Below are 15,526 nucleotides of genomic sequence, written 5' to 3'. Positions count from 1 at the left end.
CCCGTCGGGAGGCATCAGCCCGGCATCAACCCGCGGGGAGGCGGAGGACGGCGACCGCGCCGCCGTCCGGGGCGTTGGCCAGGGTCAGCTCGGCGCCGATGACCCGGGCCTGGCCCAGCGCGATCGTCAGCCCCAGGCCGTGCCCGCGGCCCCGCTCGGCGGCGCCCGTGCGGAACCGGCGCGGCCCGTCGGCCAGCAGCTCCGGCGGGAACCCCGGCCCCCGGTCGCGCACCTCGATCACGTGGTCGCCGACCGCGACCTCCACCGGCGCCGCGCCGTGCCGATGGGCGTTGAGCACGAGGTTGGCCAGGATCCGGTCGAGCCGCCGCGGATCGGTCTCGGCCACCGGGTCCCCGTCGGCCAGCACCCGCGCCTCGACCCCCACCCGGGACGCCGACTCCGCGGCCAGCCCGGCCAGCGGCACGCGCACCCGCTCGGCGACCTCGGCCCCGGCGTCCAGCCGGGACACCTCCAGCAGGTCCTCCACCAGCGTCCGCAGCACCCGGACCCGGTCCCGCACCAGATCGGTGACCTCGCCCTCGTCCAGCAGCTCGACCACGGCGACCAGGCCCATCAGCGGGGTGCGCAGGTCGTGCGCGACGTCGGCGGTGAACCGCTGCTCGGCCAGCAGCCGGTGCTGCAGGCTCGCCGCCATCGAGTCCACGGCGGCGGAGATGCGGGCGATCTCGTCCCGGCCGCGGGCGTCCGTCCGGGCCGCCAGGTCGCCCCCGGCGATCCTGCGGGCGGTGCGCGCGACCCGCCGCAGCCGCCGGTTGGGCAGCTCGGCCGCCAGCACCGACAGCGGCACCACCCCGGCCAGGGCGAGCAGCCCGGCCTTGGCCATGTTCCGGTCGAGCGCCTGGAGGCCGAGCACTTCGGAGCCCATCGCGATCCGCACGCTCCTCACCTCGCCGCCGCCGTCGTCGCCGCCGCCGTACGGCTGGACCGCCCACATCCACGGCTCGTCCCGGTGGTCGAGCCCGTACCAGACCACCCGCCGGCCGGGCCGCAGCCGGTCGGCCAGGGCGTCGGGGAGCTCGGCGACGGGCACCACGTCCTCGGCGGTCCCGGCGGCCAGCGACTCCTCCAGGGCCACCTCGGCCTGAGCCTGGCCGAGGTCGAGCGCCCGCTGCCAGGTCGCCCGGTGCACCAGCAGCCCCACCACGGCGGCGACGACGGTCGCGGCGAGCGTGACGAGGGCGGCGATCTTCCAGCGCAGCGAGGCCGGATTCACGTGACGGCCAGCTTGTAGCCGAACCCGCGCACGGTCTCGACGCGCTCGGCGCCGATCTTCCTGCGCAGCCGCTGCACGCACAGGTCGACCACGCGGCTGTCGCCGTCCCATCCGTAGTCCCACACGTTGCGCAGCAGCGTCGCCCGTTCCAGCACGATGCCGGGATGGGCGGCGAACTCCAGCAGCAGCCGCAGCTCGGTCGGCGACAGCTCGACGCGCCGGCCGGCCCGGCGCACCTCCAGCGCGCCGGTGTCCACGCTCAGGTCCCCGAACTCCAGCACGGACGCCCCGGCCTCGGGCCCGGCGGCCGGCGTACGCGCGAAGGTGGCCCGGCGCAGCAGCGACCGGATCCTGGCCACCAGCACCGGCAGGTCCACCGGCTTGACCACGTAGTCGTCGGCGCCGCCCTCCAGCCCGGCCACGATGTCCAGCCCGTCGCCGCGGGCCGACATCATCAGGATCGGCACCTGGCTGGTCTCCCTGATGCTGCGGCACACGCTGATGCCGTCGAGGCCGGGCAGCATCACGTCCAGCAGCAGCAGGTCGTGATCGCCCGTACGGGCGGCCTCCAGCCCGTCGAGCCCGTCGGCCGCCGTGGTCACCCGGTAGCCGTACCGTTCCAGGGCCATGCCCAGCGACGTGCGGATCACGGTGTCGTCCTCGACGAGCAGCAGGGATGTCATGAAATCGCACCATACCTAGCGAAGTGCATTGACCGGTTCCATCCGGGCGGCGCGCAGGGCCGGATACAGGCCCGCCAGCAGCCCGACGACGGCCCCGGCCACCGGCGCCAGGACGGCCTGCCCGACGTCCAGGACGGGCGTCCACTGCTTGACCGCGCAGACCCCGACGATCACCAGGATCCCTGCGGACGCGCCCAGCACGCCGCCGATCAACCCGGTCAGCGTGGACTCCAGCAGGAACTGCGCCGCGATGTGGCGGCGCGCCGCGCCCAGCGCCCGGCGCAGCCCGATCTCGGCGACGCGTTCCATGACGGTCACCAGTGTGACGTTGGCGATGCCGACCGCGCCGACGACCAGCGAGACCAGCCCGAGGATCAGGAACAGGGCGTTGACGTCGCCCTCCACCGCGTCGCGGGCCCTGGTGGGGCTGGGCGGCGAGATGACCTGGAGCAGGGTCTCGTTGCCGGGGCTGAGCGCCGCCGGCGCCTGCCGGGCGATCAGCTCGGCGGCCCCGAGCGCGGTGTCGACCAGGACGCGGGTCACGGTGTCCAGGCCGTAGGGCCGGCCGGCCGTGGGCGGCAGGATGACCGCGCTCGCCAGGCTCCTCTCCCGCCGGAGATCCCCGAGCACCCCGATCACGGTGTACGCCCGGGTGCCGATGAACACGGCCGGAGCCCGGTCCAGCCCGGTGATGCCGAGCAGCCGGGCCGCCTGCTGGCCCAGAACGACGACCCGGTCACCCCGGGCGACGTGCCCGGCGTCGAAGTAGCGGCCCTCGATCATCCTGCCCTTGACCGCCGCGGGCAGGCCGGGGCTGCTGGAGACCACGGTCAGCGTCTGGTCGGTGACGCGGGCCGGGTCCACGACGTCGTTGGAGCGGACGACGAGGTTGGCGCTGCGGTCGGACTCGGCGAGCGCGGCGGCCGCGACCACCCCGCGCAGCCGGGTCACCCGGCTCACGTCGGCCCATCCGACCAGCGGGAACGGGTGCGCCGGGACCTCGACCGTGACGGAGGTGGCGGTCAGCTCGTCGAAGCGGCCGACGATCTGGTTGCCGGCCGTCGCGGCGACGCCCAGGGTCACCACGAGCGTGGTGATGCCGAGCACGGTGCCCAGCGTGGTCAGGGCCGAGCGCATCGGGCGGGCCAGCAGGCCCGCCACGGCCTCGGTCAGCAGGTCGCGCGGGTGCACGTCTACTCCTCCGTGAGGACGCCGTCGGTGATGCGGACCCGGCGTCCGGCCCGGTCGCTCACCTCGGTCTCGTGGGTGATGACGACGATGGTCATCCCTTGGGCGCGCAGCTCGTCGAACAGGTCGAGCACCGCGCCGGTGTTCGTGCTGTCGAGGTTGCCGGTGGGCTCGTCGCACAGCAGCAGCGACGGCTCGCCCAGCAGGGCGCGGGCGATGGCGGCGCGCTGCCGCTCGCCGCCGGACAGCCTGCCGGGCAGGAAGTCCACCCGGTGCGACAGGCGCACCCGATCGAGGGCGCGCACGGCGCGGTCCCGCCGTCCGGCGCGCGGGGCGGTGCCGTAGACCTCGGCCAGCATGACGTTCTCCAGGACGCTGCGGTGCGGCAGCAGGTGGAAGGACTGGAAGACGAAGCCGATCCGGCCCCCGCGGACGGCGGTGCGCGCCCCTTCCCTCAGCGTCGTGGTCTCGATGCCGTCGAGCCGGTAGCTGCCGCTGGTCGGCCGGTCGAGCAGGCCCAGGGTGTTGAGCAGGGTGGACTTCCCCGACCCCGACGGGCCGACGACCGCCACGTAGTCCGCCCGCTCGACCCGCAGGTCGACCGACGACAGCGCGCGGACGGGGGGATCGCCGGGGAACTCCTTGGTCAGCTCGCGGAGGTGGATGACCGGCTCAGCCACTGTTGACCACCACCCGCTCGCCCGGCCGGAGGTCGCCGGTCACCTCCACGGCCCCGTCGGCGGACAGGCCGGTGCGCACCTGCACCTCCTCGGTCCGGCCGGGCGCGGTCTCCACCCGCACCCTGGCCCGGCCGTCCGCCGCCGTGACGACCGCCGCCACGGGGACCACCAGCACCTCCCCGCCGGTGGCGCCGATGGTCACGCGGACCGTGACGGGCTGCCCGGCGAGCGCGCGCAGCCCCTTCGCGGAGGCGGGCGTGACCGTCACCGGGACGGCGCCCTTCGCGTCACGTCCCGCGACGGCGGTCACCGTGCCGGGGACGGTCGTGCCGGAGTCGGTCTCGATGCTCGCGGCCAGCCCCGCCTTCACCCGTTCGGCCTCGGCCGCGTCCACCGAGCCGGACACCACGAAGCCGGCGCCGGTGACCGTGGCGACCGCCTTGTCCACCGGCTCGCCCGCCTTGACGGCCGGCTTGTCCAGGCGGACGGGCAGCCTGGGCAGGAAGACGATCTCGCCGGGCGGCACGGTGGTGCCGTAGGTGCGGGAGAACTCGGCCAGCAACGCCCGCGCCGCGGCCAGGTCGCTGCGCGCGTTGGCCACCTTCAGCCTGGCGGGGGAGAGCTGCCTGGCCTGCCGCAGCGCCTGCTCGGCGACGGCCACGGCCTCCCGCGCCGCCCGTACGGCCTTCTCCAGCCCGGCCAGCCGCTTCGCCCGCGCCGCTCCGGCCTCCGCCCGCGCGCGTTCCAGCGCCGACCGGGCGGCGGCCAGGTCCGCGCGGGCGTTGGCGACCCGCAGTTCGAGCAGGCGGGTGTCGGCGGGCGACCCCGCCGTGGGGGCGGAGCCGGGCGCCGCGGTCGCCCCGGTGGTCGGCCCGGTGGTCGGCGCTGTGGTGGGCCCGGTGGTGGGCCCGGTGGTCGGCGTCGCCCTGGCCTGGGCGAGCTCCTGCTCGGCCGCCAGCAGCCTCTCCTCGGCCGCCCGCACGGCGCTCTCGGCGGCCTCGACGCCGGCCGCGTCCCCGGCCGCGTCCCCGGCCGTGCGGTCCTGGGCCCGCGCGCTCTTCAGCGCCTGTTCAGCCTCCTCCAGGTCGCGGCGGGCGCCGGTCACCCTGAGCTTCAGCGGGAGCACGTCCATGCCCTGGTCGAGCGCCTTGCTCTCGGTCGCCAGCACCTCCCGCGCGGTCCGCACGGACCGGGCCAGCTCGTCGCGCCGCTGCCGCAGCTCCAGGGTGGGCTGCTGGGCCTCGTAGCCGCGCCGGGCGTAGAAGCGCGACACCGCCGCGACGGTCGCCTGGTCGAACACGCCGGTCACCGGCACGCGGTGCCCGAGCCGGCGCAGCGCCTTCTGCAACTGCCGGACGTCGTCCCCCTCGGCGCCGGGGACGATGCCGCGGTGCATCGGCACCCTGCCCGCGAGGACGAACACCGGTCGCCCGTTCACCTCCATGAGCACCGCGCCCTCCACGAGCTTCCCCCGCCGGGGGGCACGGGTGGCCCGCTGGACGGCCTCGCCGCCGCCCGCCACCCCGCCCACCACCCCGGCCAGCGACACCGCACGCGGGGAGCCGTACTCCAGCGTGCCGCTGACGACGACGGTGGCGACCAGCCTGCGCCGCTCGACCTCGACGGTGACCAGCGACGGCACGGGCGGCCTGCGCGCCGCCGCCTCGTCGGCCGGGGAGCGCAGCCGGGTGCCCACCCCCCAGCCGGTCCCGGCGACCGCCAGGACCACGACCAGCACGAGCAGCAACTTGCCGCGAGGAGTGCGCATCACTGCTCTTGGAACCCGTACTTCACCCGCGCCTCGTTGGTGAGCCGCCGTTGCAGCGGGACGAAGGCCGCGTAGAAGTCCTTGCCGCACTCCAGGTCGGCCAGCGCCGACCTGATCTCCTTGGCCAGGTACGGCCGGGCCGCGGCGGCCGTGACCTCGCCCGCCTTGCCGAGCCGGTCGGCCTGCTCGCCCCACAGCATCGACCCCCGCGCGCTCAGCGCCAGCGGCCGGGCGGAGGTCACCCGCTCGCCCTTGGACTTCAGGCACTCCGCGAACGGCCCGGCCAGCTCCACCAGCTTCGGATCGCCGTCGAGCGCCTTGTCGATGTTCTCGATCTCGGTGCTCATCTGGTCCTGGTAGTCGGCGAGCGAGGTGACCTTCAGGCCGTTGACCTGGCGCAGGGCGCTGACCCGGCACTCGTTCATGGTCTTCTGGTAGGCGTCCCGCCGGGGGCCGGAGAGCCCGTCGAGCGTGGCCTGGTTGGGGTCGGGGGCCCGGGTCTCGGTAGGCTTGGGGTAGACGATCGCGGAGAAGACGCCGAAGCCGTTCCTGCTCCGCTCGGCCTTCATCGCCTCGTAGTCGGCGGGGTCCGCGTCGGGCGGCGCCGGGCGGCTGACCGAGGGCGTGTAGGCGAAGCCCTTCTGCTTCATGCAGGTGGCGATGACGGTCTCCCGCTCGCGGAGCTTGTCCGCCCCGGCCTCGCCCCCGCCGGACGCCGGGGCGGCCTGTCCCGCCGGAGCCCCTCCGCAGCCGGTCAGCACCGCCAGACCGAGCAGACCGCACACCAGCACACGCATCAAGGGCTCCTTCACCGTGGGGACGCGCCGCCCTCCGCGACGCCTCGGCCACTCTTGAGCCCTTTTCCGTCCGCCCGGCCTTGGCCGGGTATCACCGGGCGCTCGGCCGTGTATCGGCCGTGTATCAGCGCCCGTAGCTCGCCATCAACCCCCACGGAAACGGAGAAGAACCGTGCCGAATCACGTTCTCACCGGCACCCCGGGCGCCGGGAAGACGGCCGTCCTGCGGCTGCTGGAGGTCCACGGGTTCAGCGTCGTCGAGGAGGCGGCGACGGACGTCATCGCCCTCGGCCAGGCGCTCGGCCGCGCGGAGCCCTGGCGCGAGCCCGCCTTCGTCGAGGAGGTGGTCAGGCTCCAGCGGCGGCGCCAGGAGGCCGCCGCCACGGGCGGCGAGGCCGCCGTCTTCTTCGACCGCTCGCCGGTCTGCACGCTGGCGCTGAGCCGCTTCCTCGGGTTTCCCGCCTCGCGCCTGCTGGCCCGCGAGGTCGAGCGGGTGGTGGACCGGGGGACGTACGACGGGAAGGTGTTCTTCGTGCGCAACCAGGGGTTCGTCCGCGCCACCTCCGCCCGGCGGATCGGCTACGAGGAGGCGCTGGACTTCGAGCGCCTGCACGAGAGGACCTACCGCGACCTCGGGTTCGACCTCGTCGAGGTGCCCGCCGGGCCGCTGGCCGACCGCGTCGCGCTGGTCGAGCGCGCCGTCAGCCCACCCGGCCGCTCTTGACGAGCGCCCAGCACAGCGAGGCGAACGCGCCGGTGGTGGTGATCGTCCGGACGAGGTTGTAACCGGCCCACTTGGCCTCGTCGAACGCGCGGCGCACCGCGGCCAGGTCGGCGATCCGGTCCGGGTCGCCGGCCGCCTTGATGGCGTCGTTGAGCGGCACGTTCACGGCCACCGTGAGCACGAAGGCGACCAGGTAGAGCACCAGCGCGACGATGATCCAGGGCAGCACCGCGCGCACGTTCTGGCCGAGGTGCAGCGCCGCCGCCAGGCCCGTGAAGGCCAGCGCGCCGATGAAGCTGAGCATGAACCACGGGTTGAGGATCGCCCGGTCGACGGCCTGGAACGCCCCGACGAACGTGCGGTCGTCGGTCGCGCCCAGACCGCGCATGATGGTGTGCGAGTAGAGCCCGAAGACGCCCGCCGCGAGCCCGGTCGCCATGGTCGCCGCGATCAGCACGACGGTGCGCAGAACCGACATCAGTGTGTCCCCTTGTTCGTTCCCGCGCCCGACGTCCCGGACGCGCGAGGACAAGTCAACGCGACACCGGGGGAGCGCGGCCATGGCCAGGACTCTCCCGCCCATACGCCAGACTCCAGGGGGCGCCGGGGTCAGGGCGCGGGCGGGTTCCGGCGCGCGGTGACCAGCGCGAAGGACAGGTATTCCCCCTGGTCGGCTTCGAGCATGGCGATCGTCGCCGTCTCCTGCCGGGCGCGGGCCCACAGCAGCCAGTCGTGCCATCCGCCGTCCTGCAGGCGCGCGGACGTCACCGTGACCAGCTCGGTGATCTCCCACTGGAAGCGCCACCAGGCGGCGGTGTGCCAGGCGATGGCCTCCCAGCCGACCAGCGCCTTGACGTGGGCGGGGATGTGCCCGAGGTCGCGGACCTCGCGGGTCATGCCGGGCGTGGCGACGCCGAGCTGCCCGCCGGGCCGCAGGAAGCGGACCAGGTAGGGCAGGTAGGAGTCGGCCGTGCCGAAGTACTCGAAGGCGTCCACGCTGACGATGGCGTCGAAGGACTCCTGCTCGAACGGCAGCGCGTGCGCCTCGGCCCGTACGGCCCGGACGCGGTCCGCCACGCCCGCCGCGGCGAAGACGGCCGCGGCCTTCTCGGGCGCGACCCACAGGTCGGCGGCCACCACCTCCACCCCGAACTCGCGGGCCAGGAAGACCGAGGTCGCGCCCAGGCCCGAGCCCAGGTCGAGCACCCGCATGCCGGGCCGCAGGTCGAGGTCGCGGGCCAGGTCCTCCAGCAGCCACAGCGGATGGGGGCCCATGTCCAGCCCGAGCACCCATTCCGGGTCGTACTTGGAGGAGAGCGGATAGACGTCGGGGCGCACGAGGTCCTGGATCGCTGACACAGCGGGCCATCCCATCACGAAGGCCCCGCCCGTTCCAAGTCCACTCCAGGTCATCGGGTGAGATGCGCCAGCAGGGCGGCGGCGGCCGGGTTCGTGGGGACGGGCGCCCGCCCGGCCAGGACGACCGTCCTGGCCGGATCGGGCTGGCGGATGCGCACGGTCGGCAGCCCCTCCTGCTCGGCCACCCGCCGGGGGACGATCGCCACCCCGATCCCGGCGCGCACCAGGTCGACCAGCAGCCGGATCTGGGTGACCTCGCAGGTGATCTGCCGGTGCAGCCCGCACCCGGCGGCCAGCCGGCGCACCGCCGTCTCCAGCCCGGTGCCGGCCTTGAAGTCCACGAACGGCTCCTCCGTCAGCTCCGACAGCAGGGCCCGCTCCGCGCCGGCCAGCCGGTGGTCGGGCGAGGTCATCAGCACCAGCTCCTCCTCCCAGGAGTCGAACACGGCCAGCCCCGCCGGCAGCTCGGCGCCGTCGAGCGCCAGGTAGGCCAGGTCGAGCTCGCGGGCCAGCAGCGCGTCGAGCAGCCCCGCCACCGGCGCGTCGCGCACCGAGATCTGAATGCCCGGCCGCAGACGGTGGAAGGCGGCCAGCTCGGCCGGCAGGTCGACGCTGGTGAGCGTCTGGATGGTGCCGATCGCCACCCGGCCGGTGGCCAGCCCGGACACCGCGGACACGGCGTCGCCGGCCGCCGCGGCGTCGGCCAGCAGCGCCCGCGCGGCCGGCAGGAACGCGTGCCCGGCCGGGGTGAGGACCGGCCGCCGTCCGGTGCGCTCGAACAGGTCGGCGCCGAGCTCGCGTTCGAGCTTGCGGATGGACGTGCTGAGCGCCGACTGCACGATCAGCTCGGCCCGCGCGGCGGCGGTGAAGCTGCCGTGGGTGGTGACGGCGACGAAGTGGCGGAGCTGGCGCAGTTCCATCCATCTACGATAGCGATGGCTGCCAGCGAGACGATGTGTTGGATCGATCAGTGCACGCCAGGACATCCTGGTCCGCATGGAACGACACGTACCCGCCCTGTGGTCGGCCGCCTACTGCTCCCGCCGTCCCGCCCCGGTCCGGCTCGCCGGGCGGGGGGTGCTCAAGTTGCTCGACTTCGTCCGGGCGCTCGCCCTGGCCGACCACCGCACGTTCGTCTCGCACTGAGCACTGAGCACTGAGCACTGAGCGGGGCTCAGCCCGCGTTCTCCCGGTGCCGCAGGAGCAGCAGCGCGATGTCGTCGGTGTGCGGGGCGTGGTCCAGCAGCGTCCCGGCGACCTGCTGGAGCTGCTCGCGCGGGGCCCTGGTCAGGTACGCCGCCAGCGTCCCGATGGCCTCGTCCAGGTCCACGCCCGGCGCCTCGACCAGCCCGTCGGTGTAGAGGGCCAGGACGGCGCCCGGCGGGAACGGCACCTCCACCGTGGCGTACTCGGCGTCGGCGTCGATGCCGAGCAGCAGGCCCGCCGGGATGTCGATGATCTCGGCCGGCATGTTGGGCGGGCGCAGCAGCGGCAGGGGATGACCGGCGTTGGCCGCCCGCAGCGTGCGCAGGCGCAGGTCGAAGTAGATGAGCAGGCAGCTGGTGAACAGGTCGGTGTCCAGGTCCATGAGCAGCCGGTTGGTGTGCTGGAGCACGTCCCCGGGGCTGGCCCCGACGGCGGCGTGGGCGTGGATGGCGGTGCGCACCTGGCCCATGAGCGCCGCGGCCGTCATGTTGTGCCCCTGGACGTCCCCGATGACGGCGGCGGCGGTGGTCTCGTTGAGCCGGATCAGGTCGTAGAAGTCGCCGCCGATGCCGACGCCGCGGGTCGCGGGCACGTACCGGGCGGCCACCTCCAGGCCCGGCATGTCGGGCAGGCTGCCGGGCAGCAGCGAGGTCTGCAGGCTGTGGGCCAGCCGGTCCTTGGTGTCGTAGAGCAGCGCGCGGTCCAGGGCCTGGCCCATCAGCCCCGCCAGCGTGGTCAGCGTCGCGCACTGCTCGGCGGCGAACGGCCGCGGGTGGTCGAAGGCCAGCAGGCAGACGCCGAAGGTGTCGTCGGAGACGGTCAGCGGCAGGAAGGCCCAGGCGGCCATCCCGTCGTCCTGGGCGGTGTCGGGGAAGGCCCGGCTCAGCTCGGCCCGGTCGGCGTAGAAGGCGGGCTCGCCCGTGCGGACGACCTGCTCGGCGGGGCTGGGCGCGGCCAGCGTCTGGCCGTCGAACCGCTCCAGCACCTCGGGGACGTAGCCGTGGGAGCCGACGATCCGCATCCGGCCGCTCTCCGCCCTCATGATCGCCATGGCCTGGGCCTTGAACACCGGCATGACGTGCTCGGCGATGAGATCGACGACCTCCCTGACGTTCAGCGCCCGGGTCATCGCCGAGGCCATGTGCAGGAAGTTGTAGAAGACGTCGGCCCGCGGCAGCCCCGAGTTGTCCGGCATGAAGGCGCGCGCGGGCCGCTGCGCGGACAGGTCGGCCCCCGAGGGGGTGATGCGCAGGCTCAGGCCCGTCGGGTCCGGGTGCAGGACGAACTCCAGCTCGTGGCCGTCCGGCCGGCGGGCCGAGCAGGAGGCGACCTGCTGGCCGACCACCGCCGCCCGGCAGCGGTCCTGGAAGGCCGGGTCCTTCAGCCACGTCGCCGTCTCCCACAGCGGCGTGCCCAGCAACTCCGAGACGGTGGTGCCGAGCAGTCCGGCGGCGGCGGGGCTGGCGAAGGTGACGACGCCGTCCAGGTCGAGCGCGACGGAGCCGTCCCGCAGCCGGTCCAGGTAGCCGGCCGCGGCCACGGCCTCGTACGGGTCGGGCATCGGCGGCGGCACCGGGGTCAGCACCCGCGGCTCGCCCCCGGGACGCAGCGGACATCCGCTGTCGGCGGCCTGCTCCAGGACGGCCGCCAGGCGCTCGCTCGTGGCGGCGATGACCTCCTGCTCCGGCCCGCTCAGCTCGGCCGGGCGCCCCTCCGGCCAGAGCAGGATCCACGAGCCCCACATCCGGGAGTCGCTGTGCAGGGGCGCGGCGGCCGAGGCGAAGGCGTACGGGAAGGCCAGGGCCGTGCCCGGGAAGCGGCGGGCCAGCTCCTGCGCGGTCGGCACCCACACCAGCCGCCCCTGGCGCACGGCGGCGGCCACGGGCGCGCCGCCGTCCAGCCTGACGGTGGTCCACGGCTTGACGAGCTGCGCGGGCAGCCCGATCTCCGCCTCCATCACCAGGATCTGCGGGGAGCCCGTCAGGAGGTACACCGCGCCGATGTGCGCGCCGGTGTCACGGGCGGCCTGGGCGAGCTGCTCGTCCAGCGCCGAGGTGTACGGCCGGGTCCCGTCGTCGGCGTGGCCGCCCACGGGCTACCTCGTTCCGTCCTGCGCTGACGTCGGCGCCGCGTCCCGTTGATCGCCCATAGGACAACTGTAGATATCCGTATTGGGGGTGATGCTCACCGTTGCCGGATTCTGGCGAAGAGGAGGGACGAATATGAGCTTTGCGGCGGGCGGTCGTCTGGTGGGGCCAATTGGCCGGAACGTGACAAAGCGGCGGGGTTCTCGGCCAGTTGATCGCTGTCTACACTCCGGTTCGGACGCCAACCCACCCCGCCCACGGGGAGGGGAGGCGGTCCAGCTCGTCACCCGCCGGGGAGGGTCATCGATCTCTCCGGCATGCGCGCGTGGGGGTGACATGACGTCCTCGGCCGGGCCCGCGGGTTCGTGCAGCTCCTCGGCCAGGAGGTCTTTGTGTTGTCCCGTTCGTTCTCATCCCGTTTACGCCGGTTGGCATCGTTAGCCGTCGGGCTCGGTGTCGTGCTGACCATGAGCCCGGCCGTGGCGCGGGCCACGCCGGCCCCGCCCGGCAAATGGCGGTCGGTGCCGCTCACCGGCGCCGAGGTGGTCGAGGGCGCCAAGTCCCCCACCGGCAAGCTCGCCAAGAGCGACGCCGCGCTGCTGAAGGTCACCTCGCCCGCGCCGGTCAACGTCATGGTCAAGCTGGACTACGACTCGCTGGCCGCCTACCAGGGCGGGCTGGCCGGGCTGCCGGCCACCAGCCCCGCCGTCACCGGCAAGGCCCTCGACACCAGAAGCGCCGAGGCCAGGAAGTACGGCACCCACATCCAGGACGTCGAGAACGCCTTCCTCGGCGAGCTGGCCAAGAAGGTCCCCGGAGCCGTCGTCGGCCAGCGCGTCAGGACCGTCTACGGCGGCATCGCCCTGCGCGTCCCGGGCAACAAGGTGGCCGACGTGCTGCGGCTGCCCGGCGCGGTCGCCGTCCAGGAGGACAAGCCGCAGCAGCTGCTGACCGACTCCAGCCCCGAGTTCATCGGCGCCGACACCGTCTACGGCAAGCTCGGCGGCAGCTCCTCCGCGGGCAAGGGCGTGATCGTCGGCGTGCTCGACACCGGCGCCTGGCCCGAGCACCCGTCCTTCGCCGCCGCCCCCGGCCTGCCCGCCCCCGGGCCCACCAAGGACGGCACGCCGCGCGTGTGCAACTTCGGCGACAACCCGCTGACCCCCGCCAGCGACCCGTTCACCTGCAACAACAAGCTGATCGGCGGCCAGCCGTTCATGGAGACCTACAACGCCGTCTACGGCGGCGAGGTCTACGGCGACAGCGCCCGCGACTCCAACGGGCACGGCACCCACACCGCCAGCACCTCCGCGGGCGGCCCGGTCGCCGACGCGAACCCGCTGGGCATCAGCCGCGGCCCGATCCACGGCATCGCCCCGGCCGCCGAGGTGTCGGTCTACAAGGTGTGCGGCGCGCAGGGCTGCTTCCCCTCCGACTCGGCGCAGGCCGTGGCGCGGGCCGTCCTGGACGGCGTCCGCGTGATCAACTTCTCGGTCTCCGGCGGCAGCGACCCCTACAGCGACCCGGTCGAGCTGGCCTTCCTCGACGCCTACGCGGCCGGCGTGCTGGTCTCGGCCTCGGCCGGCAACTCCGGGCCCGGCGCCGGCACCACCGACCACCGCGGCCCCTGGGTGACCACGGTGGCCGCCTCCTCGCAGTCCAGGACGTTCCAGTCCACGGTCACGCTGTCCGGCGGCGGCGCCACGGCGACGATCAAGGGCGCGTCCATCACCGCGGGCCTGGCCTCGCCGCTGCCGGTCGTGCTGGCCTCGGCGCCGCCGTACTCGCGCGCCGCGTGCGACGTCCCGGCCCCTCCCGGGCTGTTCACCGGGAAGATCGTCGCCTGTGAGCGCACCCCCAACCGCGTGCTGAAGAGCTTCAACGTCAGGCAGGGCGGCGCGGCCGGGATGATCCTCTACAACGCCTTCCCGTTCGACGTCTTCACCGACGCCCACTGGCTGCCGTCGGTGCACGTGGACAAGCCCGAGGCCGACACCCTGCTGGCCTTCCTGACCGCCCACCCCGGCGCCACCGCCTCCTTCACGCAGGGCGCCAAGTCCACGTGGCAGGGCGACGCGATGGCGCACTTCTCCTCGCGCGGCCCCGGCGGCGACTTCCTCAAGCCGGACGTCACCGCGCCCGGCCAGCACATCATGGCGGGCATGACGCCGACCCCCGAGTCGCCGCTGGAAGGCCCGCCCGGCAACCTCTACCAGGTCATCTCCGGCACCTCGATGTCCGCGCCGCACGTCACCGGCTCGGCGGCGCTGGTCTTCGCCCTGCACCCCACCTGGACGCCCGGCCAGGTCAAGTCGGCCCTGGAGACCACGGCGAAGACCGCGGTGACCAAGCAGGACAGGGCCACCCAGGCCGACCCGTTCGACATGGGCGGCGGGCGCATCGACCTGACCAAGGCCGGTGACCCCGGACTGACCCTGGACCAGGACGCCGCCGGCTTCGTCGCCTCGGCCGCCGACCCGCTCAACCGGATCGACCTCAACCTGCCCTCGGTGAACGCGCCCACCATGCCCGGCGTCATCACCGCCAAGCGCACCGTCACCAACACCACCGGTTCGCCGCTCACCTTCACCGCCTCCGGCACGACCGTGAGCGGAGCCGCCGTCGCCGTGCTGCCGCCGCTGTTCACCGTCGCGCCCGGCAAGAGCGCCAAGCTGAGCATCGTCGTCACCGCGCCGGAACTGCCCGACGGCCAGTACTTCGGCCAGGTCAACCTCAAGCAGGTCGGCGGCTCGCGCGCGCTGCACCTGCCGGTGGCGTTCTACCGCAAGCAGGGCGCGGTGCCGGTCGAGCAGACCTGCGCCCCGGACACCATCGCCACGAACACCGGCGAGTCCACCTGCACCGTCACCGTGCGCAACACCACCTACGAGGACGCCGAGGTGACCGCGCTCAGCACCCTGGACGCCCGCCTGCGCCTCAACGGCGTCACGGGTGCGACCAAGGTCGGCACCCAGGTCGCCACCACCAAGGCGACGCTGGCCGCCACCCAGCCCGCCCGGCCGGCGATCGCGCCCGGCGCCGGACCGGCCGGCTACATCCCGCTGGACGCCTTCGGCGTCACGCCCACCCCCATCGGCGACGAGCAGGCGCTCAACTTCACCGTGCCCGCCTTCCAGTTCGCCGGGCGCAGCTACACCCGGCTCGGCGTCACCTCCGACGGCTACAGCGTCGCGGGCGGGGCCACCGGCGACGACGTCTCACCGACGCCGCAGACGCTGCCCGACCCGGCGCGGCCCAACGGCGTGCTCGCCCCGTACTGGACCGACCTGGACGGCACCGCCGCGCCGGGCGTCCTGGCCACGATCCTGACCGACGGGGTCAACGACTGGCTGGTGGTGGAGTGGCGGCTGAACCTCTACGGCACCACCGACCTGAAGGTCTTCCAGCAGTGGATCGGGCTCAACGGCGTGGAGGACGTCAGCTACGCCTACGACCCGGGCAACCTGCCCGGCTCGCCGCCCGCCGGTTACGGCCTGACGGTCGGCGCCGAGAACGCCGAGGGTAGCGCCGGCGCCCAGATCTCCGGGCCGCCCACCCAGGATCTGGTCGTCACCAGCACGCCGGGGGCGCCCGGCGGCAGCCTGACGTACTCGATGAAGGTCAAGGGGGTCAGCGCGGGGGTCGGCAAGATCACGACCGCCACCTCGACCCCGCAGGTCAAGGGGATCACCGTCGAGGTGGACAAGATCACCGTCCAGTGACCCGCCGGTGACCGCGGGCGGCGCACCCGCCCGTGGTCACCGCGGCACGGCTTCCGGCCGAGGCAGTACAGGCCGGCG

At 74.1% G+C, this 15,526-nt stretch carries 13 protein-coding genes; 3 read left to right on the top strand and 10 right to left on the bottom strand.

Annotated elements, in window-relative coordinates:
- Nucleotides 1-25: 25 nt before the first annotated feature.
- The 6 genes from ACWEJ6_RS29700 to ACWEJ6_RS29675 are packed head-to-tail and all read right to left on the bottom strand — an operon-like array spanning nucleotide 26 to nucleotide 6,350.
- On the bottom strand, nucleotides 26-1,234 hold the full coding sequence (locus ACWEJ6_RS29700) for a sensor histidine kinase (RefSeq protein WP_452427976.1): 1,209 nt from the start codon (nucleotides 1,232-1,234) through the stop codon (nucleotides 26-28).
- Nucleotides 1,231-1,917 carry a two-component system response regulator CseB gene (gene cseB / locus ACWEJ6_RS29695; protein ID WP_452427974.1) on the bottom strand — a complete coding sequence of 229 codons (687 nt, stop codon included), beginning with the start codon at nucleotides 1,915-1,917 and terminating at the stop codon, nucleotides 1,231-1,233. Before cseB ends, ACWEJ6_RS29700 begins: the two co-directional genes overlap by 4 nt.
- A gap of 15 nt (nucleotides 1,918-1,932) precedes the next feature.
- Entirely contained in the window at nucleotides 1,933-3,108 is a 1,176-nt protein-coding gene (locus tag ACWEJ6_RS29690; protein WP_452427972.1) for an ABC transporter permease, read from the bottom strand.
- Between the two features lie 2 nt (nucleotides 3,109-3,110).
- Nucleotides 3,111-3,785: an ABC transporter ATP-binding protein gene (locus tag ACWEJ6_RS29685; protein ID WP_452427970.1), complete on the bottom strand. Its 675-nt coding sequence runs from the start codon at nucleotides 3,783-3,785 to the stop codon at nucleotides 3,111-3,113.
- Entirely contained in the window at nucleotides 3,778-5,553 is a 1,776-nt protein-coding gene (locus tag ACWEJ6_RS29680; RefSeq protein ID WP_452427968.1) for a peptidoglycan-binding protein, read from the bottom strand. The genes ACWEJ6_RS29685 and ACWEJ6_RS29680 overlap by 8 nt, the downstream gene beginning before the upstream one ends.
- Entirely contained in the window at nucleotides 5,553-6,350 is a 798-nt protein-coding gene (locus ACWEJ6_RS29675) for a hypothetical protein (protein ID WP_452427966.1), read from the bottom strand. Before ACWEJ6_RS29675 ends, ACWEJ6_RS29680 begins: the two co-directional genes overlap by 1 nt.
- 172 nt (nucleotides 6,351-6,522) lie before the next feature.
- On the opposite strand from ACWEJ6_RS29675, the gene ACWEJ6_RS29670 reads away from it, so the two are divergent.
- On the top strand, nucleotides 6,523-7,074 hold the full coding sequence (locus tag ACWEJ6_RS29670; RefSeq protein WP_452427964.1) for an AAA family ATPase: 552 nt from the start codon (nucleotides 6,523-6,525) through the stop codon (nucleotides 7,072-7,074).
- Here the strand turns inward: ACWEJ6_RS29670 and ACWEJ6_RS29665 are convergent.
- From ACWEJ6_RS29665 to ACWEJ6_RS29655, 3 genes are all read right to left on the bottom strand, one after another.
- Nucleotides 7,052-7,552, bottom strand: coding sequence for an anthrone oxygenase family protein (locus ACWEJ6_RS29665; protein ID WP_452427962.1), 501 nt, complete (start codon nucleotides 7,550-7,552; stop codon nucleotides 7,052-7,054). The two genes, ACWEJ6_RS29670 and ACWEJ6_RS29665, sit on opposite strands and share 23 nt — an antisense overlap.
- A 131-nt stretch (nucleotides 7,553-7,683) precedes the next feature.
- On the bottom strand, nucleotides 7,684-8,433 hold the full coding sequence (locus ACWEJ6_RS29660; RefSeq protein WP_364342633.1) for an SAM-dependent methyltransferase: 750 nt from the start codon (nucleotides 8,431-8,433) through the stop codon (nucleotides 7,684-7,686).
- Between the two features lie 50 nt (nucleotides 8,434-8,483).
- Nucleotides 8,484-9,353 carry a LysR family transcriptional regulator gene (locus ACWEJ6_RS29655; protein ID WP_397156096.1) on the bottom strand — a complete coding sequence of 290 codons (870 nt, stop codon included), beginning with the start codon at nucleotides 9,351-9,353 and terminating at the stop codon, nucleotides 8,484-8,486.
- A 76-nt stretch (nucleotides 9,354-9,429) separates the two neighbouring features.
- Here ACWEJ6_RS29655 and ACWEJ6_RS29650 point away from each other — a divergent pair, with 76 nt between their 5' ends.
- Nucleotides 9,430-9,579 (top strand): hypothetical protein, encoded by a 150-nt coding sequence (locus ACWEJ6_RS29650; RefSeq protein WP_452427959.1) that lies wholly within the window; start codon nucleotides 9,430-9,432, stop codon nucleotides 9,577-9,579.
- 28 nt (nucleotides 9,580-9,607) lie between these two features.
- Here the strand turns inward: ACWEJ6_RS29650 and ACWEJ6_RS29645 are convergent, their stop codons facing one another.
- Nucleotides 9,608-11,731, bottom strand: coding sequence for a SpoIIE family protein phosphatase (locus tag ACWEJ6_RS29645; RefSeq protein ID WP_452427957.1), 2,124 nt, complete (start codon nucleotides 11,729-11,731; stop codon nucleotides 9,608-9,610).
- A 462-nt stretch (nucleotides 11,732-12,193) separates the two neighbouring features.
- Between ACWEJ6_RS29645 and ACWEJ6_RS29640 the strand changes: the two genes are divergently transcribed.
- A complete protein-coding gene (locus ACWEJ6_RS29640) occupies nucleotides 12,194-15,448 on the top strand; it encodes a S8 family serine peptidase (RefSeq protein WP_452427955.1) in 3,255 nt (1,084 codons plus the stop codon).
- The last annotated feature ends 78 nt before the right edge of the window (nucleotides 15,449-15,526 follow it).

The sequence above is a fragment of the Nonomuraea sp. NPDC004702 genome, assembly GCF_053601695.1.
This window is presented reverse-complemented; position numbering and strand designations above follow the sequence as displayed.

Bases quoted from the DNA above. Each gene is read 5' to 3' on its own strand.
- ACWEJ6_RS29680 (WP_452427968.1), bottom strand. From the start codon at position 5,553: ATGCGCACTCCTCGCGGCAAGTTGCTGCTCGTGCTGGTCGTGGTCCTG.
- cseB (WP_452427974.1), bottom strand. From the start codon at position 1,917: ATGACATCCCTGCTGCTCGTCGAGGACGACACCGTGATCCGCACGTCG.
- ACWEJ6_RS29650 (WP_452427959.1), top strand. From the start codon at position 9,430: ATGGAACGACACGTACCCGCCCTGTGGTCGGCCGCCTACTGCTCCCGC.
- ACWEJ6_RS29675 (WP_452427966.1), bottom strand. From the start codon at position 6,350: ATGCGTGTGCTGGTGTGCGGTCTGCTCGGTCTGGCGGTGCTGACCGGC.
- ACWEJ6_RS29655 (WP_397156096.1), bottom strand. From the start codon at position 9,353: ATGGAACTGCGCCAGCTCCGCCACTTCGTCGCCGTCACCACCCACGGC.
- ACWEJ6_RS29640 (WP_452427955.1), top strand. From the start codon at position 12,194: ATGAGCCCGGCCGTGGCGCGGGCCACGCCGGCCCCGCCCGGCAAATGG.
- ACWEJ6_RS29665 (WP_452427962.1), bottom strand. From the start codon at position 7,552: ATGTCGGTTCTGCGCACCGTCGTGCTGATCGCGGCGACCATGGCGACC.